The sequence below is a fragment of the Stenotrophomonas sp. TD3 genome (assembly GCF_001939825.1).
In the GTDB taxonomy this organism is placed as follows: Bacteria; Pseudomonadota; Gammaproteobacteria; order Xanthomonadales; family Xanthomonadaceae; genus Stenotrophomonas.
This window is the reverse complement of the sequence record NZ_MOYM01000003.1, coordinates 114,456-137,504: the sequence shown is the minus strand read 5'-3', so window position 1 is coordinate 137,504 and position 23,049 is coordinate 114,456. Positions and strand designations below refer to the sequence as shown.

At 61.3% G+C, this 23,049-nt stretch carries 35 protein-coding genes, 1 tRNA gene and 1 pseudogene; 11 read left to right on the top strand and 26 right to left on the bottom strand.

Going from position 1 to position 23,049, the window contains the following annotated elements; genetic code table 11:
* Nucleotides 1-21 precede the first annotated feature (21 nt).
* The 7 genes from BKE09_RS20020 to BKE09_RS19990 all read right to left on the bottom strand — a co-directional run bounded on the left by BKE09_RS20020 (nucleotide 22) and on the right by BKE09_RS19990 (nucleotide 4,025).
* Nucleotides 22-783, bottom strand: coding sequence for a hypothetical protein (locus BKE09_RS20020; protein ID WP_083663128.1), 762 nt, complete (start codon nucleotides 781-783; stop codon nucleotides 22-24).
* Nucleotides 780-1,001: a hypothetical protein gene (locus BKE09_RS20015; RefSeq protein ID WP_240502953.1), complete on the bottom strand. Its 222-nt coding sequence runs from the start codon at nucleotides 999-1,001 to the stop codon at nucleotides 780-782. Before BKE09_RS20015 ends, BKE09_RS20020 begins: the two co-directional genes overlap by 4 nt.
* A 340-nt stretch (nucleotides 1,002-1,341) precedes the next feature.
* Complete coding sequence (locus BKE09_RS20010) at nucleotides 1,342-1,668, bottom strand: hypothetical protein (protein ID WP_049462999.1); 327 nt, start codon at nucleotides 1,666-1,668, stop codon at nucleotides 1,342-1,344.
* 243 nt (nucleotides 1,669-1,911) lie between these two features.
* Nucleotides 1,912-2,400: a hypothetical protein gene (locus tag BKE09_RS23430; RefSeq protein ID WP_139319694.1), complete on the bottom strand. Its 489-nt coding sequence runs from the start codon at nucleotides 2,398-2,400 to the stop codon at nucleotides 1,912-1,914.
* Nucleotides 2,393-2,743 (bottom strand): hypothetical protein, encoded by a 351-nt coding sequence (locus BKE09_RS23775; protein WP_240502952.1) that lies wholly within the window; start codon nucleotides 2,741-2,743, stop codon nucleotides 2,393-2,395. Before BKE09_RS23775 ends, BKE09_RS23430 begins: the two co-directional genes overlap by 8 nt.
* Before the next feature lie 59 nt (nucleotides 2,744-2,802).
* A complete protein-coding gene (locus BKE09_RS19995) occupies nucleotides 2,803-3,165 on the bottom strand; it encodes a hypothetical protein (RefSeq protein WP_049462993.1) in 363 nt (120 codons plus the stop codon).
* On the bottom strand, nucleotides 3,162-4,025 hold the full coding sequence (locus BKE09_RS19990) for a hypothetical protein (RefSeq protein ID WP_049463041.1): 864 nt from the start codon (nucleotides 4,023-4,025) through the stop codon (nucleotides 3,162-3,164). Before BKE09_RS19990 ends, BKE09_RS19995 begins: the two co-directional genes overlap by 4 nt.
* Before the next feature lie 107 nt (nucleotides 4,026-4,132).
* Here BKE09_RS19990 and BKE09_RS19985 point away from each other — a divergent pair, with 107 nt between their 5' ends.
* Nucleotides 4,133-4,492, top strand: a complete 360-nt coding sequence (locus BKE09_RS19985) for a helix-turn-helix transcriptional regulator (RefSeq protein ID WP_049462992.1) — start codon at nucleotides 4,133-4,135, stop codon at nucleotides 4,490-4,492.
* 46 nt (nucleotides 4,493-4,538) lie between these two features.
* On the opposite strand, the gene BKE09_RS19980 is transcribed toward BKE09_RS19985, so the two are convergent.
* Nucleotides 4,539-5,048 (bottom strand): hypothetical protein, encoded by a 510-nt coding sequence (locus BKE09_RS19980; RefSeq protein WP_139319693.1) that lies wholly within the window; start codon nucleotides 5,046-5,048, stop codon nucleotides 4,539-4,541.
* Between the two features lie 185 nt (nucleotides 5,049-5,233).
* Here BKE09_RS19980 and BKE09_RS19975 point away from each other — a divergent pair, with 185 nt between their 5' ends.
* Entirely contained in the window at nucleotides 5,234-5,578 is a 345-nt protein-coding gene (locus BKE09_RS19975) for a hypothetical protein (RefSeq protein WP_049462990.1), read from the top strand.
* A 194-nt stretch (nucleotides 5,579-5,772) separates the two neighbouring features.
* Here the strand turns inward: BKE09_RS19975 and BKE09_RS23565 are convergent, their stop codons facing one another.
* From BKE09_RS23565 to BKE09_RS19960, 4 genes are all read right to left on the bottom strand, one after another.
* Nucleotides 5,773-5,943, bottom strand: coding sequence for a hypothetical protein (locus BKE09_RS23565; protein ID WP_157805905.1), 171 nt, complete (start codon nucleotides 5,941-5,943; stop codon nucleotides 5,773-5,775).
* On the bottom strand, nucleotides 5,940-6,128 hold the full coding sequence (locus tag BKE09_RS19970) for a hypothetical protein (protein ID WP_049462989.1): 189 nt from the start codon (nucleotides 6,126-6,128) through the stop codon (nucleotides 5,940-5,942). Before BKE09_RS19970 ends, BKE09_RS23565 begins: the two co-directional genes overlap by 4 nt.
* Nucleotides 6,109-6,477 carry a hypothetical protein gene (locus BKE09_RS19965; protein WP_049462988.1) on the bottom strand — a complete coding sequence of 123 codons (369 nt, stop codon included), beginning with the start codon at nucleotides 6,475-6,477 and terminating at the stop codon, nucleotides 6,109-6,111. The genes BKE09_RS19970 and BKE09_RS19965 overlap by 20 nt, the downstream gene beginning before the upstream one ends.
* A gap of 223 nt (nucleotides 6,478-6,700) precedes the next feature.
* Entirely contained in the window at nucleotides 6,701-7,315 is a 615-nt protein-coding gene (locus tag BKE09_RS19960) for a hypothetical protein (protein WP_049463040.1), read from the bottom strand.
* A gap of 62 nt (nucleotides 7,316-7,377) precedes the next feature.
* Here BKE09_RS19960 and BKE09_RS19955 point away from each other — a divergent pair, with 62 nt between their 5' ends.
* On the top strand, nucleotides 7,378-7,677 hold the full coding sequence (locus tag BKE09_RS19955) for a hypothetical protein (RefSeq protein WP_049462987.1): 300 nt from the start codon (nucleotides 7,378-7,380) through the stop codon (nucleotides 7,675-7,677).
* 88 nt (nucleotides 7,678-7,765) lie between these two features.
* Here the strand turns inward: BKE09_RS19955 and BKE09_RS19950 are convergent, their stop codons facing one another.
* The 3 genes from BKE09_RS19950 to BKE09_RS19940 form a co-directional block, all read right to left on the bottom strand.
* On the bottom strand, nucleotides 7,766-8,299 hold the full coding sequence (locus BKE09_RS19950; RefSeq protein ID WP_054172073.1) for a hypothetical protein: 534 nt from the start codon (nucleotides 8,297-8,299) through the stop codon (nucleotides 7,766-7,768).
* A 126-nt stretch (nucleotides 8,300-8,425) separates the two neighbouring features.
* Entirely contained in the window at nucleotides 8,426-8,620 is a 195-nt protein-coding gene (locus tag BKE09_RS19945; RefSeq protein WP_075677521.1) for a hypothetical protein, read from the bottom strand.
* Nucleotides 8,621-8,671: 51 nt separating this feature from the next.
* Nucleotides 8,672-8,881, bottom strand: coding sequence for a hypothetical protein (locus tag BKE09_RS19940; protein ID WP_075677519.1), 210 nt, complete (start codon nucleotides 8,879-8,881; stop codon nucleotides 8,672-8,674).
* 387 nt (nucleotides 8,882-9,268) lie between these two features.
* On the opposite strand from BKE09_RS19940, the gene BKE09_RS19935 reads away from it, so the two are divergent.
* The 4 genes from BKE09_RS19935 to BKE09_RS19920 all read left to right on the top strand — a co-directional run bounded on the left by BKE09_RS19935 (nucleotide 9,269) and on the right by BKE09_RS19920 (nucleotide 13,241).
* A complete protein-coding gene (locus BKE09_RS19935; protein ID WP_139319692.1) occupies nucleotides 9,269-10,390 on the top strand; it encodes a hypothetical protein in 1,122 nt (373 codons plus the stop codon).
* Nucleotides 10,391-10,544: 154 nt separating this feature from the next.
* Entirely contained in the window at nucleotides 10,545-10,910 is a 366-nt protein-coding gene (locus BKE09_RS19930; protein ID WP_075677517.1) for an HNH endonuclease, read from the top strand.
* A 56-nt stretch (nucleotides 10,911-10,966) separates the two neighbouring features.
* On the top strand, nucleotides 10,967-11,494 hold the full coding sequence (locus BKE09_RS19925; protein WP_240502951.1) for a hypothetical protein: 528 nt from the start codon (nucleotides 10,967-10,969) through the stop codon (nucleotides 11,492-11,494).
* Between the two features lie 286 nt (nucleotides 11,495-11,780).
* The gene (locus BKE09_RS19920; RefSeq protein WP_235646486.1) at nucleotides 11,781-13,241 is read left to right on the top strand and encodes an EAL domain-containing protein; all 1,461 of its coding nucleotides are present in this window, start codon (nucleotides 11,781-11,783) and stop codon (nucleotides 13,239-13,241) included.
* A gap of 478 nt (nucleotides 13,242-13,719) precedes the next feature.
* Here the strand turns inward: BKE09_RS19920 and BKE09_RS23425 are convergent, their stop codons facing one another.
* Together BKE09_RS23425 and BKE09_RS19915 are read right to left on the bottom strand one after the other, a co-directional pair.
* Entirely contained in the window at nucleotides 13,720-13,923 is a 204-nt protein-coding gene (locus tag BKE09_RS23425) for a hypothetical protein (RefSeq protein WP_139319691.1), read from the bottom strand.
* 31 nt (nucleotides 13,924-13,954) lie between these two features.
* Nucleotides 13,955-14,182, bottom strand: a complete 228-nt coding sequence (locus BKE09_RS19915) for a hypothetical protein (protein WP_139319690.1) — start codon at nucleotides 14,180-14,182, stop codon at nucleotides 13,955-13,957.
* Nucleotides 14,183-14,365: 183 nt separating this feature from the next.
* On the opposite strand from BKE09_RS19915, the gene BKE09_RS19910 reads away from it, so the two are divergent.
* Together BKE09_RS19910 and BKE09_RS19905 are read left to right on the top strand one after the other, a co-directional pair.
* On the top strand, nucleotides 14,366-14,809 hold the full coding sequence (locus BKE09_RS19910) for an ankyrin repeat domain-containing protein (protein ID WP_049460850.1): 444 nt from the start codon (nucleotides 14,366-14,368) through the stop codon (nucleotides 14,807-14,809).
* A gap of 25 nt (nucleotides 14,810-14,834) precedes the next feature.
* Entirely contained in the window at nucleotides 14,835-15,125 is a 291-nt protein-coding gene (locus tag BKE09_RS19905; protein ID WP_139319689.1) for a hypothetical protein, read from the top strand.
* Here the strand turns inward: BKE09_RS19905 and BKE09_RS19900 are convergent.
* The 3 genes and pseudogenes from BKE09_RS19900 to BKE09_RS19890 all read right to left on the bottom strand — a co-directional run.
* A complete protein-coding gene (locus tag BKE09_RS19900; protein WP_075677511.1) occupies nucleotides 15,122-16,324 on the bottom strand; it encodes an ankyrin repeat domain-containing protein in 1,203 nt (400 codons plus the stop codon). The two genes, BKE09_RS19905 and BKE09_RS19900, sit on opposite strands and share 4 nt — an antisense overlap.
* Before the next feature lie 66 nt (nucleotides 16,325-16,390).
* Nucleotides 16,391-16,822: a hypothetical protein gene (locus BKE09_RS23420; RefSeq protein ID WP_139319688.1), complete on the bottom strand. Its 432-nt coding sequence runs from the start codon at nucleotides 16,820-16,822 to the stop codon at nucleotides 16,391-16,393.
* 228 nt (nucleotides 16,823-17,050) lie between these two features.
* Nucleotides 17,051-17,242 (bottom strand): annotated as a pseudogene (locus tag BKE09_RS19890) (transposase); the annotation flags it as partial.
* Between the two features lie 114 nt (nucleotides 17,243-17,356).
* On the opposite strand from BKE09_RS19890, the gene BKE09_RS19885 reads away from it, so the two are divergent.
* Complete coding sequence (locus BKE09_RS19885; RefSeq protein ID WP_075677507.1) at nucleotides 17,357-18,034, top strand: hypothetical protein; 678 nt, start codon at nucleotides 17,357-17,359, stop codon at nucleotides 18,032-18,034.
* A gap of 210 nt (nucleotides 18,035-18,244) precedes the next feature.
* Here BKE09_RS19885 and BKE09_RS19880 read toward each other — a convergent pair whose 3' ends face one another.
* From BKE09_RS19880 to BKE09_RS19855, 6 genes are all read right to left on the bottom strand, one after another.
* Nucleotides 18,245-18,601 (bottom strand): hypothetical protein, encoded by a 357-nt coding sequence (locus BKE09_RS19880; RefSeq protein ID WP_006375896.1) that lies wholly within the window; start codon nucleotides 18,599-18,601, stop codon nucleotides 18,245-18,247.
* Between the two features lie 119 nt (nucleotides 18,602-18,720).
* Nucleotides 18,721-18,903, bottom strand: coding sequence for a hypothetical protein (locus BKE09_RS19875; RefSeq protein ID WP_075677505.1), 183 nt, complete (start codon nucleotides 18,901-18,903; stop codon nucleotides 18,721-18,723).
* A gap of 19 nt (nucleotides 18,904-18,922) precedes the next feature.
* The gene (locus BKE09_RS19870; protein ID WP_049460805.1) at nucleotides 18,923-19,276 is read right to left on the bottom strand and encodes a hypothetical protein; all 354 of its coding nucleotides are present in this window, start codon (nucleotides 19,274-19,276) and stop codon (nucleotides 18,923-18,925) included.
* 106 nt (nucleotides 19,277-19,382) lie between these two features.
* Complete coding sequence (locus BKE09_RS19865) at nucleotides 19,383-20,114, bottom strand: hypothetical protein (RefSeq protein ID WP_075677503.1); 732 nt, start codon at nucleotides 20,112-20,114, stop codon at nucleotides 19,383-19,385.
* Nucleotides 20,114-21,637, bottom strand: coding sequence for a site-specific integrase (locus BKE09_RS19860; RefSeq protein ID WP_049460802.1), 1,524 nt, complete (start codon nucleotides 21,635-21,637; stop codon nucleotides 20,114-20,116). The genes BKE09_RS19865 and BKE09_RS19860 overlap by 1 nt, the downstream gene beginning before the upstream one ends.
* A gap of 83 nt (nucleotides 21,638-21,720) precedes the next feature.
* A tRNA-Ser gene (locus tag BKE09_RS19855) sits at nucleotides 21,721-21,810 on the bottom strand.
* A gap of 124 nt (nucleotides 21,811-21,934) precedes the next feature.
* Between BKE09_RS19855 and BKE09_RS19850 the strand changes: the two genes are divergently transcribed.
* The gene (locus BKE09_RS19850; protein ID WP_075677501.1) at nucleotides 21,935-23,008 is read left to right on the top strand and encodes a DUF4241 domain-containing protein; all 1,074 of its coding nucleotides are present in this window, start codon (nucleotides 21,935-21,937) and stop codon (nucleotides 23,006-23,008) included.
* Nucleotides 23,009-23,049: the final 41 nt, after the last annotated feature.

Sequence of the window (23,049 nt, the reverse complement as noted above, 5' to 3'; positions counted from 1 at the left end):
CTTCGCTGTTGTGCCTCGAAGTCAAACCCCAGCCAAGGTTTTCCACATCGCCTTGCCCTGGGCTTCGTGAACCGATGCGTATTGCTGTGGATCCCAGCTGGTCCCGGTCAGCAGCAGTCCCAGCTCTGCCACGGTGGCTTGGCAACGATCGCCAAAAGCCAGGAACTCATTGAAGGTCAACCCAAGCGTGTTGATGTCAAACGCGCCAGGCTCCTCGTCCAGCTTGCGCATTTCCAGGTGGGCGTGGTGCTTGTCCCGGAGGGTCTTGATTTTCGCTGCCACGGGATCAGCCGAAAGTATCACCATTTCATTGGAGACCTTTTCCCAACCGCTATCGAAGCGCGAGTAGTTCTCGTCCCGATCGCTCTGTCTGAACTTCTCCTGGAAAACAGCCGAGCTTTCGGGCGGCAGGTCACTGATCGGTTCGTCGTGGAAGTGATCGAAGATGCGACCGTAGCGCTCCCGGTAGTGCTCCTTGATCGCGGGATCTGCTTGAAGCTTTCGCCAGAGGTTGGTCAGGCTACCGGACCGCGAATCGTTATCCAGAAAAAGCCGTGACTGATCGCGCACCAGGTCTTGTCCAAGAAGCGGCGCCAGGTGGTTCCAAGCATTGGCACCCTGCGTCTTGTCCAGCTTGGCTTTCAGCCCCGCTTGGATCTCGGGGTCTTGAATGAGCGGGGACAAAATGTGCCGGCGCTCGTCGAGGATGTGGCACTCCTGCGTGAGGACCCGAACGAATCCATCGATTTGGCGAATACGTTGCTCCAGTTCCTCAGGCTTCATTCTTGCTCCGCCTCCAGCGGCACTTGCTGGAACCGCACCTGCAGGCGTTTGATGAGTGCTCGAGTTTCCGTGTTCGGAGCGCGCGTGCATACCAGCACCGCCTCCCCGTTGGGCACGTGACGGATCGCCTTCTGCTCGGCCCGGAGAACGGCGCGGTATTTCACCGCTTGATAGACGCCTCGCTGGAGTTCGTCTTCGCTGCACCGGCTGGTCTTCACCTCAACGGCTAGACGGTGCCTGCCGTTGTCGAAGTGGGCAGCCAATGCACCAGGTGGTAGTGCGCAATCGTTCGTGGGTAGCGCTGAATCCCCTCGTGCAACAGCTTTGGCAGGTAACACACAGAGCCATCGCGGCGCTCGTATGCGTAATAGCGGTGGCGGGCGGCACGCGTGGTCATGGTGTTTCCCTCAGTGCGCCCAAAGGGCACGATCGACGTAGCGTTCAAGGCGCTGGGCCAACCAGACGCTAAACGGAAGGGCGATGGGGGCAGCGATGGCGAGAAGAGAAAGGGTCATGTCGGCGGTTCCAGTTTAAGTCGGCGGGAAAAGCGTTGTGGCTTTACTCGCTTTCTGCGAGCTCGCAGTATGCGAGCAATTCGAAAACGTAAAACAGGTCGTTTTCTTCGAAGACGGGCTGGACCTCACAGACGTAAGGGCCCGGGCGGTAGTCGGTAGTGATCCAGAACGGAGCCTGCCTGAAGTCCACAAACTCGTTCTTGTAATCGTAGAGATCGGTTCCGTATGAACCGCTGTAGGGGCAGTAATCGTAAGTGTTGGAAAGGATCGATTTCCGGGAACGCAGATAGACGCCTTCCTCCAGCTTGACGACGCCTTCTTTGCGGGCAACCCGGATTGCTTCGGCGTAGGTGTAGGTCTTGGTGCTCATTTACAAACCCCTTTGATTGTTGGTCGGCGCTATTGCCTCCCTATGAATTCAAAGTAGATCACCGTGGAAATTTGTCCACGGCCTTAGTGGACAAAATCTTGACTAAAAGTAAAAACTGCGGAGCTAAGGCCGCAGTTTTTCCTAACATCACTTGTCGCGCCGAAGGCGTCACCTGCTCTTTTCCACCGCTGCTTCTACAGAAACCGGCGCGCAGCGACCGGTGGCGGCGTTGGGGCGTCGGCTCTACAGCCTTGCCCGCTTTGCACTGACGCTTCCCCGGACTGCCCATGCCTGCTCCAGGTGGACCGCGCGTCGTTCGGCTACCACCGTGGCCACCACGTGCGGCATCGCCGCCTTCAGCGATGGCGTGTTCCAGAACGGACTGCCCCGGTGAGGGTTGCCGCCCAGCCGCAACAGCAGCAACGCCGTCTGCTCAAGTCGGCTGCGCTCGTCGGCGTCGTCGCTCAACTGGTAGTCAGCCGCAAGCTTTTCCAGCGGGCGCTCGCACCAGTGGTTCCTCTCTTGAGGGTGCGCACCAGCTTGCAGGAGGGCTTCGACGATGCGGGGCCAGGCAAGTGCGGAATGGAGCGCAGGACCTTCGTTGAGGCGCCACGCGTTGGGGTTGGCGCCCTGCCGCAGGGCCTGTAGAGCGCGGAAAAGACTTCCATCGACGCACGCGTGAATCAGCTCGGCGCTCAGACTTCCAGGCGGTGGTGGGCGGCGGTCAGCCATGGCGGCTGCCCCGAACGTGGTTCCGTAGCAGTTGTCCTTCGACGTAGTCACGGATGATCTGGCGCACCGCCTCCGCGGTGGAAATGCGCGCATTCACCGCGCCCTGCTCCACTGCCTCCAGAACGCTGCGCTGCAGCGGAAGGTAGAGCAAGGCCAGCAGGAGCAGCACGGCTGCCCCACCAGCGACTGCCAGGCCGGCCTGCCAGCCGTAGCCCACGTTCTGGCCGATCTCTTGGGCCCCGGCAAGAAACAGCAAGCCCGCTCCCCCAAGGATCACAGTGGCGGGGGCCAACAAGCCCCACTGCATGTGACCGCCGGGGGTGTGGTGAGCGTTGTAAGACATGGGACCTCCTTGAAGTGGTGTTTCCTCAATGCATAGCGCGATTCCGCCCCTTGGCAAGGTCAGCCCTTCTTCTGGGCTCCGGCCGGCACCCAGCCGGTGGGTTGCTTCTCAAAGACGAAGTCGTAGGCCGGCGGCACGGGAACGGGATCGGGTTTCAACTGCTGGCCGCCCTGGAACCCGACCACGTCCAACGTCCCACCGGTCACGCACGTGGCCCGCTGAGGACCACTTGAGGTGCAATCCGCGGTGAGGTCTTTCCACCCCCGGACCTCGATTCGTTGGCCCATTTCTCTGGAGAGGTTGGCATTCGTATGCGCCTCGTAAGCATGGGCAACTTGTTCAACGGTGGGCAAATCCGCCTTGCTGCTGCAAGCAGCCAACCCAGCGGTGATCAGGGCGAGGGAAACGAGGGATGCTTTCATGCAGGAGCTCCTTGCGTATGGGTCAAATCAACGTCGATGGTTTCGTCGCGGTATCCGAGCCGAACCCTCTCTATCGTCACGTCCATTTTTGGCGCCGTGCCCTCCACCCAGACCCGGTTCACGGAGAACACCACCAGATCGTCTCGGTAGCTGCGACCTTGTCGTGCGAGATTGGCGGCCTCTTGGGTGTCCATTCGGACCAGCAGGTGGAAGCGGCCGGCGTTCGGTGGACTGGACACCCCTCCGGCGGTGCGGTGGACCCACGGCACAAAGCCCTTGCCGGTGACGCTTTGCCCGGCCGCGGACACCTGAGGCATGGGGATGAATCCCTCCAGCACCCCACGGTCGGCTCGGTAGGCGACATCGCCCAGGGCTTGAAACGTGGGACGAACGGCAAACCGTCGGATGGCCATGAAGCGCTGCAGGCGCGCGTCGAAAGCCGGGCCATAACGGCGCTCGATGGCAGCCGGATCATCGCCTGAGATGCCGTTGGCGCCCTGGGCCTTCGTGTCCATCAGCCACCATTGCCTCAGGCACCATTGGCGCTTGTCGGCGTCGATGCGATACGACGAATGGGCCATGGCGAGCAGCTGCATGTCGCAGGTGTCCACGCCCCCGCCTCCGACAGCCGTCACCCCGGCCCGCAGGTGTTGAACCCCTTCCAAGCCTTCCTGATCCAGGTCCCAGTAGGTCCCGGGCGGCTCAAGGTAAGGGCTCCGCGACCTCTCGCTGACCACCTTCGGCGTGCCTTGGATGGCTCGGCCGATCTGGCGAAGCAGATCCGAGTCGGCCTGGGCCTGCTCAGCGGTGCACCAAAAAAAGATTGCTACAGCCCCAGCTACGCACAGCACCTTTTTCATGCTTCCCCCCTGTAGGACGTGCATCCATATTTGCCATTTTGGCAAATGCAAGCGATGCTTGGAAGCATCACACTGGCGGGCCGATCCTTGCGTTCAGCTTCCGACCGATGCCAGCCCCGCTTCCTGTGTCCAATACCTACGGCCGCCGCCTCCGTGAGGCTCGCTTGGCCCGAGGGCTGAGCCAGGCAGATCTTGGGGCAGTTTTGGGATTGGAAGACCAGAACTCTGCGGCACCGCGCATTTCTCGCTATGAGAGAGGGGAGCGCATGCCCGACGAAGCAACCATGGAACGCCTGGCCGAAGAACTGGGCCTCCCGGTGGCCTATTTCCACGCCACGTCCGACGTGCTGGCGGAAGTGATCTTGGTGGTGTCCCGGCTCCCACCCGAACGCCAGCGTGAATTGCTGGCGCGGGTGAGAACCTACGCGGAATCTTTAGAGCCCTCGGAACGGACAACCAAGACGTAGTCCCGCTGAAATGATCGGTCGATTAGGACTATTGGACGACTGTTCTCTACTTCTTGCCGTAGATTTCCCAGACTTCCTCGCCCACCTTCAGGGTGCCCTTTGCCCAGCCGGGTAGCAGGTCATCTAGAGCCTCGCGAAGACTGCCCGAGAGCGAATGTGACGCATCTCCAGCCCGACGCGCCTTCCCGAAGACGCGCGTGATCCAACCACCGCGTCTGGGCCGTTCGGTTTCTTGGTCCCGTTGGGAAGAGCTTTCAATGGCTCTCAGCGCATCGCGCTGCAAGACGAGCACTGCGTCCTGTTCGGCAATTAGCGCCGCATGGAGATTGCGTTCGTCGCGAAGAGTGTTCAACGCACTTATCAAGGCGCCAATCATGCGCTCATCTACTAGCGCGACTTCGGTGGTTGAAAGCCATACCGCTCCGTAGTCCTTCACCTCAGCAGGCAAGCTGTCTAAATTGAATCGTGCCAACCTCAGTCCATTAGAGAACAGCTCTCTGAGCTTCTCCTCCTGATCCATTGTTTCCAAGCTGCGGACATCCGTTCCCACACTCATTGCGGCCCCTCGTTTCGACTGGAAGCCACTTATATCAGGATTTACTCATGAGGTGAGAGCGCATGTTTCCCTCGGCTCTTCAGCAAAGGAGACCCGGTCCGCCTCCAGGTTGACCCTTGCTCTTTCCAAAACTCGCCCCAACTGCTTTTCAGGGCAGGGGCGTCCTGTCTAACAGGGGAAACCAAATGTTGAAGTTCTACACCCAAGATCCAGCAGGCCTTCTCCAGAAGTTCAAGGCGAAGCTCAAGGCCAAACAAGGCCAGGACAGCATTCAGACGTGGGAGCAGGTGGGGGAGAACTTTGGGCACACTTCCGAGCGCTGGAAAGGCAAGCTGGCGTTCAAGGCCAACATCAACGCTGACGCCACGCAACCGAACCTCTCCTTTACAGTGGGCCCTATGGCGAAAGGCACCCAAGAAGAACGGCAGATCATCTACGCCTATTACCACGGCCACCTGCTTCAAACGTTCGTGGACCACCTGAGCGGATACTTCACTGCTGCTCAATATGCCGACACGCGCGGCAAGTAGTCCACACAGAGGCCCCTCTTACAGGGGCCTCTTTATTGCTTTTCATTCGGGTGCTTCTCGCCTTTTCAGGCCATCGTTCAAGAGCAACCTCACCAACTCACTGGCATGCAGCCCCTCTCGGGCTGCCGCCTGCTCCAGCCGATCTTTCAGCTGCCGTGGCACGCGAACGGCCATCTGCACGTAAGGTGGGCGGCTCACGTGGACAGCCTCGCCATCGTGAGCACCCACGCCAGCGCCAAACCGGCCAGGATTTGGGCCCGCAAGCGGTAACGCTCACGACGCACCCCGCTGGCATGCCGCCCGTTGACCCATAGGATGCCAGCCAGGCCCAGCACGGTGGCCAGCACCGCGCCGACGGTGGTCATGCCAGCGCCCCTGCCATGGTGGCCAGGACGAACCACTGTCCAGCGATGAGGACGTAGCCGATGAGCAATCCCTCCAAGCCCGCCCAGCGCTGGCCGGGGGTGCACAGCAGCGCCGCGCTGTCGTTGAGCAAGGACCACCCGGAGAGGATGGACAGCCATTCAAAATCATTGGTCGTAGCGGTCATAGATCGATCCCTCCCCTCCGGCGGAATTGATGGTAGAGGGCAACATCACCTCCTCGTTTTTCACGCGCCCGAACACGCTGGCAAACACGTCCATGAACGAGGTGCTTTGGGCCGCGTCCAGTTCGCCTTGGCGCGCATACTCGTCCAGCCCAGACGGGAACACCTGGCGTGCGCCGTTGACGGCGCCGCGCAATCCGCTGGCGTTGGGCATGTTCGCCCCAAAGTTGCGGTTCCACGTGTCGGAAAACCGGTCCAAGCCGTCCATGCCCATGAAAAGCAATCGCGCCAGCACCAGGGCAACCACGGCATTGACGACAAGCCGCTTCGTCAGTCTGAATCCAATGAACATCTCTCCCCCTTTGCATTTCGTTGGTCGGTGTCAGACGCACGCATCGCGAACGTCATACGCTTGGGATACACCGACACGCGAAACCCACAAGAGGGTTATTTTGACTAAAGCTAAAATTTGGGAGAAAAGCCCGATCACGCTGCAGGCGCGGCTGCACCTGCCCGTCAGCCGACGCTCGACTGGGGCAATGCTTTGAACGGTCCGAGTGACCAAATTGGCAGGGCTAAATCGGGCCCAAGTCTTTGACCATCGCCTGGCCAGGCTTCAAAAAGCCCAATAGCAACCGCCCGCCGGCGACGGTCCGCCCCATGCTGGCGTTGAGGTATCGAGCCTGGAGCTGCGCTGCCACCAGCAGGTCCTGGGTGGCCATGCTGGGCGGCCACTCCCTGAGCGGATCGCCGGGCGACGCCAGCTGTCCTCCTATGGGCTGGACAACCGCTGGAACGGTCAAGTCGTGTTTGGCATAGGCCGTGGCCATCATCCGGCCGTTCTTGGGCGACCAACCACCCAAGACCAACTCCGTGGCGCAGTGTTCCGCCGGCAACCCAGCCTCGGCAACGGCCTTCATGTAGTTGGGCCAAAGCTGATCGATCACGAGCCCGAGCTCAGCACTCAGTTGCTCCATCGTGAAATCGGCCCGAAAACTTGCCTCCAGGCACAGTTGGTAGATGCGAAGGAAGAACTGGGCTGACCCTCGGGTCGCCAGCAACAGTTGGTGCTGGGGAATGAGGAGCAGTTTGGCTCCCGCCGAAGCTTGTCCGCTGTGCGCGTCTTCGGCCCATGTGTCCACGGTCACAACCAGCTGGTTGGCACTCAGCAGAACGTTGAGGATGCTCATCGCAAAAGTCTGGCGGCTTTCTGCCACTATCGGGCCTCATCTCCCCCCTGTCGAGCCCGATCATGGCCCAAACCCTAGAAGAGCTGGCAGCGCGATTGGATGCCTGCGAAGTCGATCTGGAAGCCCATCGCGGATACCTCAAGGCGTTGGAGTATGGGCTGCGAACGATCATTGCCAGCCACCCGAGCCCCCAACTACTGCCCGTCGCTTGGAACATGGCTCTTGCGGGAGTGGCCGACGCCCATGCCGGCCACCAGACGCTCACCTACAACACGGCCTTGCAGCAGGGGCTGCAGGCGTTGACTCAACAATTCAATGCCCTTGGGCAAGGGCGCGACCAAGCATCCAACTTTCTTGGCTGACTGACTTGGGGGGCACGCAATGCCCCCCAACTCAGTCCGCTTCACTCACTCGCCGGCTGAAGGCGTGGTGTTTTTGGGGCGGCCAACCTCAACGGGTCATGATGACTCGCGTGGATTCCCCATCCGAGAGCTTGACGCTTTGCATCAGAAGTCCACCCTGCGGAGGCATGAACTCTTGACCGGGAACGGACCACATGATGCCGGTGGTCAGGAAATATTCTCCTGCAGGCAGCCCAGTAAAACTGAAGTTGCCTTGGGCGTCGCAAACCGATGTCTTGCGCGCCTGCTTGTAATCGGCGCTGTCAGGGATGAACTGCACGTTGGCCGAACCCACGGTGGTATACCCGCTCTCGGCACTGCCGTAAAGCGCGATCAGGCGCTCGCGACCATAGCCGGACTTGGGCTGCAAGGAGACTTCCAACCCCGCGCAGGTTCTGGGCTGACCACCCCGGGTTTGGAAGAAGGCTTGGCCGTTGATGGCGCCAGTGCCTTTCTCAGAGAACCAAGCAACTTCGCTGGGATCGAAAGTGGTGGTCAAAGCCACCTGCCGCGGCGGCGCTGGCGCAAACGTGGCGCAGCCTGACAGCAGCAAGAAGCCGAGAGGAAGAACGAACTTTTTCATGGTGCCCCTGATAGCGCCTACCTTGGCGCGGGCACAGTTTACCGATTGCGTGACACACCTCACAGTCTGCCCGAGCCAAGTTGGTCCCAGTGGCGTCCGTCGGGCATGGCATGGCAGCCAAAGCGGCTAGCCAAACCACCCGCGATCCACGCGCTCCAGATCGTGGTCTTCGCCAAAGGTGAGGGCAGCCTCTTTGGGCTGCAGGTCGCTGTAGCGGGACAACTCGGTGTCGGTGAGCCCGGCGTCCTGTATGGTGAGGGCGAAGTGCGCTTGCAGAGCGGCGTTGAAGGCGGTGCACCACTGGGCGTTGATGGTCGTCACGGGCGTTCTCCCTTAGGAACACGAAAGGGACCCCGAAGGGCGCCATGGGGTTCAGGCGTCTTTGGGCTCCGGGAGGCGGAGCACGACCACCCCGTTGACTGGCAGGGCGTTGAGAACGAGGCGGTAACCTTTGCCATCCTGGTGCGGCCAGGCCGCGCCGATCTTCGACCAGTTGCTGCGCTTCTCGCCCTGGACTTCGTATTCCTCTACCAGAAAGGCGTCGAGGCGGTCGGTGGCGGGCTGGGGATTCTTCTTGATCATGGTGTTGCTCCGTTGGGTTCGAGCGGATTGCTCGCGAACCGATCCGGGGAGACGAAAGGCCGTGCAGCACCTCGGCAGCGACGAAGCGGCAGCGCAGGAGGCCAGAGAGGCCGAAACACCGTGTAGGAGTGCAACGCACTTGCGCTCAGACGCGTGGACCCAAGGTTTCGCACCCGGCAACCGCGCCCAATGGAGCAGTGGCCCACGCCCCTCCCGCCATCGCCTCGCTCTGGTCGGGCATGGTCCGGGGTGCTCGGCGGTCGAAATAGGCATGGCCGCACCGGGAAGGGAATCCGCGGCCTTAGCTGCTGGTGCGCGGGTCATCGCCCCACGATGCGATCCCTCGGGGCCTCGGGTATTCTTTGCCAATCAGGGGAAGAACACTTTATGAGCCAACGGATCATTGGCCTGGCCCTCGTAGCCATGCTCGTGGGATGCAACGCGCCCACACCACCCTCGCCGCCCGTGGTGGCACCGACTCCCGCTCCGGCTTTACCCGAGCCAACTCCCGAAGCGGAAACGAAGCCGGCGCAGGTGGAAGAGCCTGCTCCCGCCGCCGATGAACCGAGGGGGCACGTCGATGATCCGGCGGTGGTGGCGCGGCTGAGAAAGCTGATTAAAGAAAGGGACGCATTGGGCACCAAGGTGTTCCAGGCTGGCGTGTCCATCGATGGGGCAAGTTCGGCCGGCACGGCGTTCAACGAAATCCACATCCCTGAGCACACGTGCTTTGTGCTCGGCCAGCTGCTGGACAAGGCGGACTTGGTAACCCCGCTGGCTATCGCATACGAGCCGGACTACGAGACTCAAACCACCGAGAATGCTTCAGACCTCCGAATCATGGGCAATTCCCTAGGCAACTTCGCCAGCGTTGCTCAGCGCATGCTGGACATGCCGCACGACGAACGTGTGATCACTTGGAACCTGGACTGTGCCGGCCAGCTTGGCCTGCCCAAGGCCTACATCAAGCAGGAGGGACAATCCTCGTTCTATGTGGTGACGAACGAGGGCCATGCCCTGAAGGTGTTGGGTGATATTGAGGCCGGGTTTGCACAGAAGATCGAAGACGCCATCGAGGCCAACCCCACGGTAGAAGTAGTGATGCTGGGAAGCGGCGGGGGCTACGTCGATGAAGCTATGAAGGCCGGTGCTTACATTCGACGCAAGCGGCTGGACACCACCCTCTACAACAACTGCTACTCCGCCTGCCCTCTGGTCTTCATGGCTGGGGTTGAACGGCAGAACTGGTCGCCCTATCCCAAGCTCGGATTCCATCAGATCTACACACCCAATGGTCATGCCATCCCCTTTGACAGCCAGCCCTACCGGCAAATAGCTGGCTACCTGACCAGCATGGGCGTTGAGCCTCGTTACGTGCTGCAGAAGATGTGGTCCGCGCCGCCATCGGGCATGACCAACGTGGACGGACAGGACGAGGATCTCTGCCGGGCCAACATCACCACCTGGATTCAGCGGGGTTGTTCTAACCGAGACTACGGCCACTTGTGAGTGGCGCCCTCTTGCTCAGGCCCGTGGCACGGCGTATAAAACCCCTGCCGGTCGCTAAAGCGTCGGTGTTGTGCCCGCATAGCCAATAGGCTCCGGGTGCCCGAGGTCCACCCAATGGGGGCGCGGGAATCCTTTTCGATTCCGGAGCCCACCGTTGAGCACGAAGACCCTCAAAATCCTGCGCACCCGTTCTTTCCACGCCCAGCAAGGCCGCTGCTACTACTGCAGCGGTCCGATGTGGCTGTGCTCGCCCGACGAGCTGGGGCTGCGCCCCCGTTCGGCAGGACCCTTCCAATGCACGGCAGAACACCTGCTTGCCCGTCAGGACGGCGGGAAGGACGTGGCGGACAACGTCGTGGCCGCGTGCCACCTTTGCAACCTGCGCCGCCACAAACGCCCCACCCCGGCCCCCTCACCCGATGCATATCGCGCCCGCGTCCAGCAGCGCATGGCCAAGGGGACTTGGCACCCGGGGTTGGCCAAGGTGGCCGCCCACACAGGCATTCACGCTTTATCATGACGTGATCGGCTTCTCACTTTAGCGTTGGATGATCGCGGGGCATGGACAGCAAAAGGATGGCGAAGGAATGGACCCCGTCGTGGGTGGGCCAGCGCCTCACGGGATCATCGGAGTGGCGCTTGCGCTTGGACGGCCTGGAGCTCGCCTTGGCGCTGGACGGGCGCACCCACCGGGTCAACGTCGAAGACGAGGCGGCTTACCGCGTCAACGCCGGCACCTTCTGGACCGACATCACGCTCCACCCGGGCCAGCATCGGGAAGTGAAGGCCGATGGGTTGCCCAATGCCCAGGGCGCCGCCTTGGTTCAAGCGCTGAACGTGGCGCTGACGGAGAAGCGCCTGCGCGAGGAGGTGGCATTCCTCAAGGACCAGCAGGGCACGATCGACTCATGGCTGGACCACAAGGCAGAACAAGAGCGGACCTGCTTCGCACAGCGCCGCTGGTTCACCCACGAGCAGCAGGAAGATGTCCTGGCGGCCCGCCCCACGGTTGACCCGGCCGTCCTCCGATCTCGCCTGAAGAAGCCAGCGGAGGTGTGGGACGCCCAGGGCAAGGCAAGCGTCCGCACCAGATGGGGCATGTGACAGTGATCATCTGTGATTAAAAGCGACGCAAATGTCACCGCTGACGGACCCTTGGCTCGCGTCCGTCAGCTGTACAGCTCAGGCGCGGGTGTATGGTTGTTCGATCAGGGCTTGCATGCCGGTGGGGTTAGGGCTGAAGCTCATGGGCAGCTTGCCGATATGCCTCTTACTAGGTAAATGAGGCGCAAAGCCCAGCGCAGCGATGGAGCGTGTCAGATCGGGGGTTGCTTTGAGAGTTCGAAAAAATCGGCTTCGCTACGTCCTGACCATCGTAGGAGCCACGGCGGTGTGCCTTCTGGCGATGCTCGCCGTGGCCCAAGCCATCCTCTACGTGCGTGACAAGGCAGGGGCGGAGGCCGTGGCGGAAGCCGCGGTGGCGCGCTCGGAGGCTATATCCCTTGCAAGGCGCGTCGCGGCCGAACAAGCCTCTCGCATTGGACAGCCGCCTTGCTCGGCTACCGACATTGACTCACTGAAAGAGATCGCGTTCCGCTCCAGCTACATGAGCGACATCGGTCGCATCCGAGACGGACGCCTTGTCTGCAGCGCTCTCTGGGGGCGCTCGCGCCCCTACACCCTCCCCGCCCCACGCTTCTCCAGCGGCGCTGTCCGGCTTTGGCACGCATCGGATCTCGTTGGCTCCCCCTACACCGGGTCCAATCTGATCGCCCAAGGCGACACATTCACCGTGTCCTCCCCGTCTGCCTTCGAGAGCTTGGACCCTGCGCGCAGCAGCTCCATCAGCATCGAAACGAAGGACCGATCGTTTACATTCCGCACCTTGTCCCCGACCAGCCGCGTCGGCACCCCGTCTCTCGTCCAAGCTCAACATTGCAGCCGGGTGGCCGACGTTTGCGCGTTCGTTACCAGCCCTAGGCACGTGGTGTCCGAACTGCCCTCGGCGTTGCTCACCACCATCCTGGCAGCGGGTGCCTCGGTAGGGCTGTTGCTCGCGTTCTTGCTGATCAAACACCAAATCACGGCTCGGCAAACCATCCAGCAACGGTTGGTGCTTGCACTGAAGCGCAGCGAGATCGAACTGGCCTACCAGCCACTGCGTCGAATTGGCACGCGGGAGCTCGTGGGATTTGAAGCGCTCAGCCGCTGGCGCCCGCCGGGAGACGATGAAATCCCGCCGGCCGTCTTCGTGCCCATCGCCCACCGCCTCGGCCTGAGTCCTGATCTTTTTCGATACGTGCTGGCCCGTGCCATGACTGACCTCGCCCCCGCTCTGCGGGAGCACAGAAACCTCTACGTGAGCATCAATGCCGAGCCCGTGGACATGGCCCAAGAGTGCATCGTTCGCTACATCAGCAGCGTTTCCACCGATTCTGGCGTGTCCCCCGAACAGATTCGCATCGAGATCACCGAGCGGGAAGAACTCGTGTCTGCCGCCGCCAAGAGCAACATGCAGGCCCTCTCGGTTCTGGGATACCGGTTCTTGATCGACGACTTCGGGACGGGCAGCGCGAACTTCTCTCACCTCGCCCAGTCACCGTTTCGAGGAATCAAGATCGATCGCATGTTCGTGGCCGCTATCAACGAGGACTCACCCTTGCGGCCCGTGTTGCCAGGGATGTATCGCATCGCGCGTGAGCTTGGGCTGGATGTCATCGCAGAAGGCGTCGAAACAGAAGAGCAAGAGCTACTTCTCTACCGGATCGCGCCAGAGGCCATCGGCCAGGGATGGCATTACGGCCGCCCTCTCTCAACCAAAGACGCTCTGGCCGCCATCCAGGTTGGGTAGGCCTCTAGCGCGGTTTAACCCAAGCGCGTTCACTGGCGCTTGACCTCCGTCCTAGCAAGATCTCCGTGCGTCCGATGGGCGCGACAATCGTGAAACTCTCCGCCATGGCGCTGACCCCAGTTGGCGCCGCCGAACCAACGGGGTGACTCCCCTCGCCCCAGGTGACGCCCCGGCAGTTCAGGGCATCGTCGTGATCGGCACCCCTAGCAAGTGGCCTCTTTAGGGCAACGTGCGACACACACCCTCGGCAGTGGTCGCAACCGACTGGCCGCCGGTCTGGCCTTTTGCTGGTGAACGCACTGGCTCAGCGCTTTCCAACAGCGCCGCTCGGTCACTTCCCTGTGCCTAGGCTGTCACCGTGCAGCGCGCCTCTTGATCATGCTCCTGCTACGGCAATAGAGGGATCGGGCAGCGGCATCTGGCGTGCGGACTGCGCGGACGACCCCGTAGATGAATTCTTCAGAATTCAATTTTCTCATCAGGTTCCGGTGGGGTTGTCACGGTGCATCATATGCATTCCGCTCTGTTCAGCTTTTTGTTCATCTTCATGCCCAACATTGGACGTTCCTTCATCGATCAGGTTGAGGGTGTGCGGCGGGCCGACGGCTCGCTCTTGCAGGTCACGCGGATCAGTTGCGCTTGTCTGGAATGCGGCCGCCAACTGCGATTGGTTCCAGGGCATGGCCTGCTGGACTTGGACGGCGCCGCCGTGCTCACTTGTCGGGAAGCCCCGATTGGGTTTCGATCACCCGCAAGGCGTGGCAACCCAGGTTAAGGCTTCTCGCATGCCCCGTGGGGGTGCGCCAAGTCACGGCGATCGCGGCGTTCTTTCGCTCGGGGTAGACGGTCACGGTGTAGAGCTCGGCGTTTCGGGTGGGTGGACGTTTCGACCGCTTCAGCGTTTTTCCTCCCGCCCCATCAATGGTTTTCGCGATCCCCATCCCCGTCTCCCCCATGGAATACATTTGTATCCCTTCAACCCCATGCAAGCAGATAAGATCCATCTGTCCAGTGGGCATTCCCGACTAAAGCGAAAAACTGCTGGGGTTGCCCCACAGTTTTTCAAACGCCTGCCCCCTTGCGCGTTTCCGCTGCCGCGGTAAACCAGTGGGAAAGGAGGACGCATGGCCAACACCGAGTTGCTCGCTGCAATCCAACAGCGCAACCCCGCTCAGGTGGCTGCGGCGATCGGGCGCGGGGCCCAACCCAACGCGCACGACGCCCGTGGCTACTCGCCGTTCCACGTCGCCCTGCTCACCGCTGACGCTCCGACCGTTCGCGCCTTACTGGACAACGGGGTTGATCCGTTGGAGAGCACGAACCTGGCCCAAAGCCGGAACATGGGCGCCAAGACCCTGGTCGCATATCGCCATGGCCGGGCGCATGCGCACCCACCGGGCAGCCGGGAGCGGGATGCCGAGTTCGCCGCGTGCGAGGCATTGGACCGCCTGCTGGATGAGCGCGGTGCCCCGGCCACTCTGGACGATACCCATTGGTGGATGAAGGGGGTCGAGGACGCGGCGGACATTGCTGCCCGACAGGGGCGTCCGTGGAAGGCTGCGGGGTAGCAGTAGGCTGGGCTACGATGTGGCCATGCCCGTATCACCCGACAATGCCTATCGGCTGTTGAAAGCTTTCGGAATGCTTGAGTTCCAGCTCAAGCAGACCGGTGAATTCTTTCAGACCAAGACCCCCAAGCCTCCCATCTGGAAGTCGTTCAAGATCGGCTCACTCGAGATCGATGTGCGCCGCAGCGCCTTACCACCACCTGCTCCCGTCCACATGGTAGACGTGGACTGGAACAAGGTGGATCGAGCGGTGGCGCGGATGGGGCAAGCATTCGTCGCCCTCGTTCCCGTTTCGCCGCCTTTCCCTTGGGCTTAGAAGCGCGCTCGCAAGCGAGGGGCTTCCTGGGTTTGGCTGTCCTGCCCGTGGGCCTTCATGGCCGCACCAACCTGGCGTTTGGCATCGGCCCCAAACCCGCCTTCCGGTGGCTTCCAAGCGTTGGCGGGCGGGAGCAGGCTGACCAGGAGCTTGGCCCTCTCTTGAGCCCGCAAGTCGTTGAAAAATGGCTTGCCGCTGTTGATCGGCGCTTCGCCCTTTTGGTTTTGGATGTGGGGATCTGCGCCCGCCTCAATCAGCGCACTCCAGACAGTGGCATCGCGGCCCGCATGAAGAGAGGTATTCCCGTTGTTGTCTTGGGCGTTCATATCCGCCCCTGCCTTGGCGAGCGCTTCAATCGTCTCTGGAAAAATCGCACGGTGGATCGGCGCCTGGCCGTCCATTCGCCGTGCAATGACGTCTGCGCCTGCACGGGTGAGCAAGGCCACCGCCTCGGGGTCCCTGGCTATATGCAGCGGTTGATTCCCCTGGTCATCGCTCGCCGCGGGATCAAGGCCTGCTTTCAGAAGTTCCTTAAGCGCGCCCGTGTTCGCCTCGAAGAGAGGGGTTCGCCCTCGGTTATCCCGGGCTAGGATGTCTGCCCCGGCCGCAATCAAGGCGCGGGCCTCCGTCTGCCCGGTTGCTCGGAAGAGAGGGGTTTGCCCTTCATTATTCCTCGCGCTGACATCCGCTCCCGCCTTCAGCAACGCTTTGAGACTGTCGTTGTGTGCGCCAAACAACGGGGTGTTCCCTTGGGTGTCGCGAGCGTTGATGTCAGCGCCAGCCTTCACGAGCTCCCTTAAAGCCCCTTCGCTCGCTCCGAAAAGGGGCGTTTTCCCTCGGTTATCGCGCGCATGAATGTCTGCCCCGGCCGCAATCAACGCCCTGGCATCCCCTTGCCCTCTCGCGTTAAAAAGCGGTGTTTCCCCTTGGTTATTCTGCGCATTGATGTCTGCCCCGGCCTTGATCAGTTCAATCACGGCTCCCTCGCTTGTCACAGAATGAAGCGGCGTATTTCCAAGGCCATCCCTCGCTTCGATGTCAGCCCCAGCATCCAACAGCCTCCGAACTTCGCGCGGGTGATGCGCATCATGAAGTGGCGTTTGATCCAGCCAATCTTCATCCCTTGCGTTCACATCAGCGGGGATTTTGGTAAGCCCGATTTGCTTCAGAAGAACGTCTTTGAGATTCGAAATGTTCAACCCACACCTCCACAATAGTATTTTGACCTCCCACCATTAGCAGAAAATCAGAACCTCGCAAGGGAATTAAATAGAAGAAGACGGCTCTTGCGGCCTTTCTTTTTCCATGTCAAAACCGTTGTCGGATTCGAGGCTTCTGGCTTCCCTTTCCTCACCCTGGGCTTTCATGGCCGCACCGACTTGACGTTTGGCGTCGGCCCCAAATCCGCCTTCCGGTGGATTCCAAGCATTGGCAGCGGGAAGGAGCTCGTCAAAAAGCTTGGATCGGTTGTGGGCACGAATGACCTGATCGGATTGATCATTACCTGGCCGCCCCAGAAGATCCGTGGGCGTTGTTCCTTCTAAATCGGGATCCTGAGGCGTGCGTCCAGCCTTGAGCAGGTCACCGGCCCATTCTGCATCGCCGCATGCAACAGCGAAGTGGAGCGGATACTCGGTCGCGGCCGTCAGGAAGGCCTCGTAGTCTTGCCGCTGTCGATGCGGGCGTCCTCCTTCCACTCATCTTAATTTGTCTCGTCGTCCCAATGCTCGTCAAAAGCGGCCTGGCGGAGCTCGTCGGGTAATCCCCCCATTTTTAGCAGCGGCCAAAAGTAGAAATAGGGATGGTCTGATCAATTCACACTGAGTCGTGGGTTTTCAGCGCCGGAGTCATCCTGGGCCTTCAGACGCGGCGGACTGCCATGTTTTCCGCTCTCGAAGTGCCCTTGCGGGCACCTCAAGACGGAGTTACCCCTGTGCCGCCAACAGCTTCCGGCGCACCATCCACAGGTTGGACAGCGCGAACAGGGTGAGCACCTGTGCCGTGTTCTTGATCAAGCCGAGATAGCGCACCTTGGTGTAGCCGAACTGCCGCTTGATCACCCGGAACGGATGCTCGACCTTCGCGCGCAGACTAGCCTTGCAGCGCTCCCAGCGCTCAACCTGTTCGAGCTCACGCGCGTTGCCAATGGGGAATTCAACCGGAGGATTGAAGAACGGGCTTGAAGGCTTGAGGATGAGCTACCTGGACCCGCAAACCGTCACGAGACCCCGATGGACTACCCTGACCTTGCCCCCCTGGAGGAAATCTCCGGTCCGTTCGCCGTTCTTTCGAAGGGCCCAAAATTCATCGCCGCCTGGCTTGCCAAGCGCACTGAGGAGCGCTACCGGGAGTTCACCCGTGCCGCGCTTGAGGGTCAGGTGTTCCCCGAGAACGCGGAGGCCATGACCTCGGAAGATTTTCTGGCCATGCTGCGGGCATTGGAGATGGACATCGAGGCCGAGAAGGCCACCGTCTATGGCCGCCTTGCCTGTTCAATCGCTACCGGCAGAACCGCAGGCCATCTCAAGCGCCACTTCATTAAGGCGCTGATGGGCGCGCCGAGCTGCCACAGCGTCCTGGTCCAACTGACCGAAGATGGGCACCGCCGGGCCATCCATGTCCACAACAGCGCAGCACTTCGGGGACGCTCCAACCGCCTGCTGACACCCGGCCCCGTCATGGTGGTCCTTCTCACCGATAAACCCCAGCGTCTCGCCGACGAATGGACCACGGTGGAAGACACCATCCGAGGAAGAGTCCTGGCCGTGGTGGCCACGACCGATCCGAATGCGCCGTTGCCCGTCGCCATGACGGGCTTGGAACGCATAGATGCGTCACCGGACCGTGCCGCAGAAGCCGTGACGGCGATACTGGAGCGCTTTGAAGCAAAAGGGTTACGGGGCACCTGAGACCGCGATGTTAAACCCGATTCGACCGGTCATTGGAAGTGGCCGCCAACTTTATGGCGGCCAACGAGCACTACTTACAGACCAAACGAGGCTTCACGGACAGCGACTTGCATGCCGGACAGAAGAGCCCCAAGTTGATCTTCCGCTGAAAGTGATGACTGCACTTCTCGCAAACAAAAAGGTAAGGCGCCCCTGGAACGAAGCCGGGCATCACTTTCCTTCCTTGCGCTTGAAAATGACCTTTCCGCCAGCCTCGTATTCCACATCGTAGCCTTTGTAGATTGCGAGGATCAAAGAGAGACCAAGGCTTGCGGCGGTGATGATGCCGATGATCTCGACTCCAGTGACTGTCGCGACCGCCCCCAGGCTGAGCGTGCTGAGCCCAGCCGTTACTGGAGCGAGCCCAACTGCAGCAACGATTGCTGCAACACCGACGGCACCAAGCTTGGCGAACTTGCGCGTCTTCTTCAGGTCGTCTGCCAACTTGCCCACAACCACAATCTGCTGCGCCTTTGCATTCTTGGCCGCTTCCAGCTCATCCCGCGTCCTTACTGTCACGCTTGCCATAACGCCCCCTGTTGTTAGCAATACCAGTGATGGATACCCTGGGCAGGATAGCCGAAGGGAACACCGTGTTCCTAGCAGCAATGATGGTGCCCAACTGTCTCTCCAGCTGAGACACGAACTCAACGCATCCGCTGCCACGGGTCGTCCTTGGGAGCCTCCAGCCGCCCGCGGGTAAACAGGATCGCCGTCACGTTGGGGTGGGAAAGCACGCAGTTGTGCATCCACCCCGTTTCCATGCTGACCGGCACCAGGGCGATACCGCCGCCGGGGTGGTTGGCCAGCTTGCTCAGCCACTTCTCCATCCCCTTGCCGTAGGGCGGGTTACCACCAAGAGTTGTAGAACACGTCCCAACCGTCGTTGATCAATGCGCGGGCCTGCGCAATGAAGTCCAGATCTTCTTCAGCTTGATCGGGATCCAATTCACCGAAGAAAAAGCCCACCGTGTGGGGCAGCCGCTCATCGAGGACAGCCTGCTCCAATGCGTCGAGGTCTGCCGCTCCGAGAAACACGCGAACCATGTTGAACTCAAACGGGTCAGAGCACCCCGTCCGTGCACTGTGCAGCCCGAACATCCAGCCGTGGAGGTTGGGATGGCATCGCCACTGAAAGAACACCTGTCCCTCGCACGACGTCTCCTCCTTGCGGATCTTCCCCCCATACATATCAAGGCCCATCTTTTTGCTCCATCGCTCCGACCACCGGGACGTTGGAGTAATCATCCAAATTCAGCGCCACCCAAAATACGGACATTGGAGGCTTCCAATCCGATTCAGGCACTGCTTAGACGCGCTTTCTCTTGAGTGCTAGCGTGTGTTGGGCGGTTTGGTTCAAACGCTCGTCGAGCGCTTGTTCGATCACCCTAGCTCGCGAGGCGTCGAGCTGCTGAGCAAGGTCCCGCAGGCGGCTGGCCTGGGCTTGGGCTGCGTTGTTGAATGCGTCCACCCACTGGCGCTTGACGTCAGGGTTCTGCCATGGCTGGGCGAATGCCTCGGTCAGTGTGCAGACCCGAATCCCAAGCCCGATCTGCGCGCCGAATGCTTGGAGCTGGCGAATTACCGCATCGGTGATCGGTTGGTCAGTCAGTGGCTCCAGGAAGAACTGCTTAGCCTTGGGCCCTTTGGCCACCAGAAACGGCAGTTCGGCAGTAAGGAGTGTATTGATCGTCAAACCCCGTTCGCTCAACGGTTTCCAGAGGCCCTTCGCATTGAGTTCGGCAGCCCAGGCCATCAACAGGGTGAGGGTGGTCGAGCGCTTGCGCGCCCCCTTCACCATGAACAACGTCCCCGACGGGGCGTGCTCCTTCAAGAGGTGGTGCAGTTGAGCCGTGCTGATTGCCAACACCCCAGCGGCCTCATTGAAGCTCAGCTCCACGTCCACCGTGGGGCGCAACTTCGCTAGGCGCAGATGGTCTGCAACCTTCTTCTCCATCTGGCCCACGGTTTCGGAGCCAGAGAGTTTGCCGAGAAAGCGGTCGATGGCTCGTCGGTAGGCATCGGCGGCAGTGAGGGCCATTAGTTCGGCTCGCTCCCCTTACGGCCGACCTTTGAAGAGCGCGCGGCAGCATTGCTGCTGCGCCGCCCGACCTTGCGCGCCGGCAGGGTGCGCAGCGCCTCCAGGTCGATTCCGTAATCTAGGACACCCAAAGCTGGCGTTCCTCCGGCACCGTTGAGCTTCTCACTCACCGTAAAGGGCCTGCTGTAAGTCGCGTGGTGTTCGTCGTCCAATTCGTGGCCGACGATTTGGGCTCGCATCTCAGAGGCCACACCGCTGCCCTGCATCTCCTGAATCACGGTCTTTCGGAGACTATGGAAACCACGCTTCGCTTTCGGCCACCCACCACTGTGCTTTTGGAGGTAGTAGCTGAACGCCTTCGATATCCAGTTCCCCGCACCATTCTTCGCCTTACTGTCAGCCTGCGGAAACAATCGCCAGTCCCCGCTCTCCCTTCGTTCGGCGACGTAGTCCAAGAAACCGAGCTTGATCAGGTCGGGATGCAACGGGACGACCCGATTGGAAACATCGGTCTTCAACCGCTGATCCTCCCCCTCATCGGTAAACCGTATGCACGGGATCCCCTCCTCCTCCTTGACGTCGAGGGTGAACAGCTGCCCCACCTCACCCGCCCGGGCTCCCGTATACAGGCCCAACAAAGCCGCCCAGCGCGCTCCCGTTGAAAGCTGCTTGAAGCTATCGGGCGCGAAGAGTTGATGAACCTGATCCAAGGTAAAGGCCTGGAAGCCAAACTTCCTGCGCTTGCGCTTCTCCGCCATCGAAACGCTGACGTGACCTGCGGCGACATTGTCTCCCTTGAGCACATAGCCTGAAGCCATTGCCCAAGTGAAGAATCCTCTCTTTCCTGCGAGGTAGCTCTGGCGATTGTTGAGTGTAGAACGCGTTAACCCGCGCTTGGCCAAATGGTCGTAGAAGCGGGCCATCTCAGGCCGCGTGATGGTATGCAGCTCGCGCTCGGCGCCCAAGAACTCGATCAGCTCTGTCACGGGAAGCAGTTTGATGCCGACCGTTTTGACCTCGATGTCCTCGGCGGCGACTTTGTCCTGCCAGATTCGCTTCGCATCGATGAGGCTGATCGTCTCAGCTGGCAGGGGCTGCGCCGCCGCTGATTCCAACGGGTTTGGCCCAGCCGCCGCCGGAACTGCACCCGCATCACGGAAGTGGAACTTGCCGATTTCTTCCAACGCCTCCATTGCTCGAGCATGGTCGGCCGCATCCGTGGTCCGAAGACGGAAGCCCGGCAAGTCAATTTCATAACGCCTGGAGCCGTTCTCCGCGACGCTGCGGAGAACATCCTCAACCGTGAGTCCCTTCTTGGTCATGCACCCATCCCTGATGGCATCGAATGCTTGAGCATAACGCTGCGCGATGGCCAAGGCAGCCACTCTTGCGCTATACAGGTGGATGCCCAAGGGATGCTTGACGAAAGGTTTGCCGACGATGCCGCGCATGTCCGTCGGAACGCGCATGCGAAACTGGTAACGACCAGTGGAAGAGCGAGTGAGATAGCTTGGTAACCGCATCGGAGTTGTGCCCCGATTTGTGCCCCAAGCCGCCCTTCAAGTCCCTAAAAAATGTCGTTTACAAACAAACACTTACTAAGGATTGGCGGAGAGAGTGGGATTCGAACCCACGGAAGGTTTAACCCTTCGCCGGTTTTCAAGACCGGTGCCTTAAACCGCTCGGCCATCTCTCCAATCGGGTCCCGGATGCCCGGGCAGCGGCGTATTCTCGCACGTGAACGGCATTTGCCCAAGACCACCCTTGCCCCTGCCCTCCGCATCCGGCACGGTGGGGCCTCCACTGCAATCGGAGCCGCCATGGCCCATCTCGATCTGGCCAACCTGCGCACCACCCTGCTGGATGACACCCAGTTGGCTGCGGTGGCCCTGCACCGTACCTTCGCCGGGCACCTGCCGGTCAGCAGCGGGCAGCTGGTGGTCTGCGATCCGCTGGTCCAGGCCGAGGCGCCGGCGCTGGCCGACTACACCGCGCCGCTGGGCCGGCACCCGGTCGAGATCATCGTGCACAGCGGCCGCCCGGCGCTGGCGATGGTCTGGTTCAAGCCGCGCCAGTTGCTCACTGCGTCCGCCCTGCACTGGCAGATGGCGCGCTGGACCACGCAGGACCTGACCGGCCTGGATGAGGACAGCTTCATCGGCTATCCGGTCGACGCCGGTATCGGTTGCTTCATGGACACCGACACCCAGCAGGCGCTGCTGGCCCTGATCGAACAGGCCGATGGCGACGAAGAGGGTGAATGGTCGGATGCACTGATCGATCACGATGGCCTGGATGAAGGCGCCGAGTACCGCCCCTGGGGCGAGGACTCGCCGCACGGCCTGGTGGTATTCACCAGTGGCTGGGGCGACGGTGTCTATCCCAGCTATTGGGCGCTGGATACGTCCGGCATACCGGTCGCCCTGGTCACCGATTTCCTGTGCATCGAGGGCGGTGACGGGCGCGACGAGCGCGAGATCGCCGACCAGGCCTATCGCGACAACCTGCCGCCTGCGGAAGCCGAGGCGCTGGCGCGGCTGGTGGCCGCCGTGGAGCGCGATGACGCGGAGGCGCTGCGAGCCCTGCTGAAAGATGCGCCACAGCGCGCCAACCAGATCGAACCGGGCTGTGGCGGCACCGCGCTGTTCGAGGCGATCCGCCTGGACCGTCCGCAGGCATTGCGGGTGCTGTTGCAGGACGGTGCATTGCCGGCAATGCCCGAACGCCTGCACATGAGCAAGGTCACCAGTTATCTGGACTACGCGCGCTTCCTGAAGAAGCCACGCAGCGCGGAGCTGATGGCGGTGCTGGAAGCGCCCGTCGTTGCGGCCGAACCGCCACCGGCCGCACCGCGGCGCCGGAGCTTCTGGGACCGGCTGTTCGGCCGGAAGTGATCGGCGCCGGAATACAGCAACGCCGGGCATGGCCCGGCGTT

Bases quoted from the DNA above. Each gene is read 5' to 3' on its own strand.
- BKE09_RS20020 (WP_083663128.1), bottom strand. From the start codon at position 783: ATGAAGCCTGAGGAACTGGAGCAACGTATTCGCCAAATCGATGGATTC.
- BKE09_RS20010 (WP_049462999.1), bottom strand. From the start codon at position 1,668: ATGAGCACCAAGACCTACACCTACGCCGAAGCAATCCGGGTTGCCCGC.
- BKE09_RS23430 (WP_139319694.1), bottom strand. From the start codon at position 2,400: ATGGCTGACCGCCGCCCACCACCGCCTGGAAGTCTGAGCGCCGAGCTG.
- BKE09_RS23775 (WP_240502952.1), bottom strand. From the start codon at position 2,743: ATGTCTTACAACGCTCACCACACCCCCGGCGGTCACATGCAGTGGGGC.
- BKE09_RS19995 (WP_049462993.1), bottom strand. From the start codon at position 3,165: ATGAAAGCATCCCTCGTTTCCCTCGCCCTGATCACCGCTGGGTTGGCT.
- BKE09_RS19990 (WP_049463041.1), bottom strand. From the start codon at position 4,025: ATGAAAAAGGTGCTGTGCGTAGCTGGGGCTGTAGCAATCTTTTTTTGG.
- BKE09_RS19985 (WP_049462992.1), top strand. From the start codon at position 4,133: ATGCCAGCCCCGCTTCCTGTGTCCAATACCTACGGCCGCCGCCTCCGT.
- BKE09_RS19980 (WP_139319693.1), bottom strand. From the start codon at position 5,048: ATGAGTGTGGGAACGGATGTCCGCAGCTTGGAAACAATGGATCAGGAG.
- BKE09_RS19975 (WP_049462990.1), top strand. From the start codon at position 5,234: ATGTTGAAGTTCTACACCCAAGATCCAGCAGGCCTTCTCCAGAAGTTC.
- BKE09_RS23565 (WP_157805905.1), bottom strand. From the start codon at position 5,943: ATGACCACCGTCGGCGCGGTGCTGGCCACCGTGCTGGGCCTGGCTGGC.
- BKE09_RS19970 (WP_049462989.1), bottom strand. From the start codon at position 6,128: ATGACCGCTACGACCAATGATTTTGAATGGCTGTCCATCCTCTCCGGG.
- BKE09_RS19965 (WP_049462988.1), bottom strand. From the start codon at position 6,477: ATGTTCATTGGATTCAGACTGACGAAGCGGCTTGTCGTCAATGCCGTG.
- BKE09_RS19960 (WP_049463040.1), bottom strand. From the start codon at position 7,315: ATGAGCATCCTCAACGTTCTGCTGAGTGCCAACCAGCTGGTTGTGACC.
- BKE09_RS19955 (WP_049462987.1), top strand. From the start codon at position 7,378: ATGGCCCAAACCCTAGAAGAGCTGGCAGCGCGATTGGATGCCTGCGAA.
- BKE09_RS19950 (WP_054172073.1), bottom strand. From the start codon at position 8,299: ATGAAAAAGTTCGTTCTTCCTCTCGGCTTCTTGCTGCTGTCAGGCTGC.
- BKE09_RS19940 (WP_075677519.1), bottom strand. From the start codon at position 8,881: ATGATCAAGAAGAATCCCCAGCCCGCCACCGACCGCCTCGACGCCTTT.
- BKE09_RS19935 (WP_139319692.1), top strand. From the start codon at position 9,269: ATGAGCCAACGGATCATTGGCCTGGCCCTCGTAGCCATGCTCGTGGGA.
- BKE09_RS19925 (WP_240502951.1), top strand. From the start codon at position 10,967: ATGGCGAAGGAATGGACCCCGTCGTGGGTGGGCCAGCGCCTCACGGGA.
- BKE09_RS23425 (WP_139319691.1), bottom strand. From the start codon at position 13,923: ATGCCCTGGAACCAATCGCAGTTGGCGGCCGCATTCCAGACAAGCGCA.
- BKE09_RS19915 (WP_139319690.1), bottom strand. From the start codon at position 14,182: ATGGGGATCGCGAAAACCATTGATGGGGCGGGAGGAAAAACGCTGAAG.
- BKE09_RS19910 (WP_049460850.1), top strand. From the start codon at position 14,366: ATGGCCAACACCGAGTTGCTCGCTGCAATCCAACAGCGCAACCCCGCT.
- BKE09_RS19905 (WP_139319689.1), top strand. From the start codon at position 14,835: ATGCCCGTATCACCCGACAATGCCTATCGGCTGTTGAAAGCTTTCGGA.
- BKE09_RS19885 (WP_075677507.1), top strand. From the start codon at position 17,357: ATGGACTACCCTGACCTTGCCCCCCTGGAGGAAATCTCCGGTCCGTTC.
- BKE09_RS19880 (WP_006375896.1), bottom strand. From the start codon at position 18,601: ATGGCAAGCGTGACAGTAAGGACGCGGGATGAGCTGGAAGCGGCCAAG.
- BKE09_RS19875 (WP_075677505.1), bottom strand. From the start codon at position 18,903: ATGGAGAAGTGGCTGAGCAAGCTGGCCAACCACCCCGGCGGCGGTATC.
- BKE09_RS19870 (WP_049460805.1), bottom strand. From the start codon at position 19,276: ATGGGCCTTGATATGTATGGGGGGAAGATCCGCAAGGAGGAGACGTCG.
- BKE09_RS19865 (WP_075677503.1), bottom strand. From the start codon at position 20,114: ATGGCCCTCACTGCCGCCGATGCCTACCGACGAGCCATCGACCGCTTT.
- BKE09_RS19860 (WP_049460802.1), bottom strand. From the start codon at position 21,637: ATGCGGTTACCAAGCTATCTCACTCGCTCTTCCACTGGTCGTTACCAG.
- BKE09_RS19850 (WP_075677501.1), top strand. From the start codon at position 21,935: ATGGCCCATCTCGATCTGGCCAACCTGCGCACCACCCTGCTGGATGAC.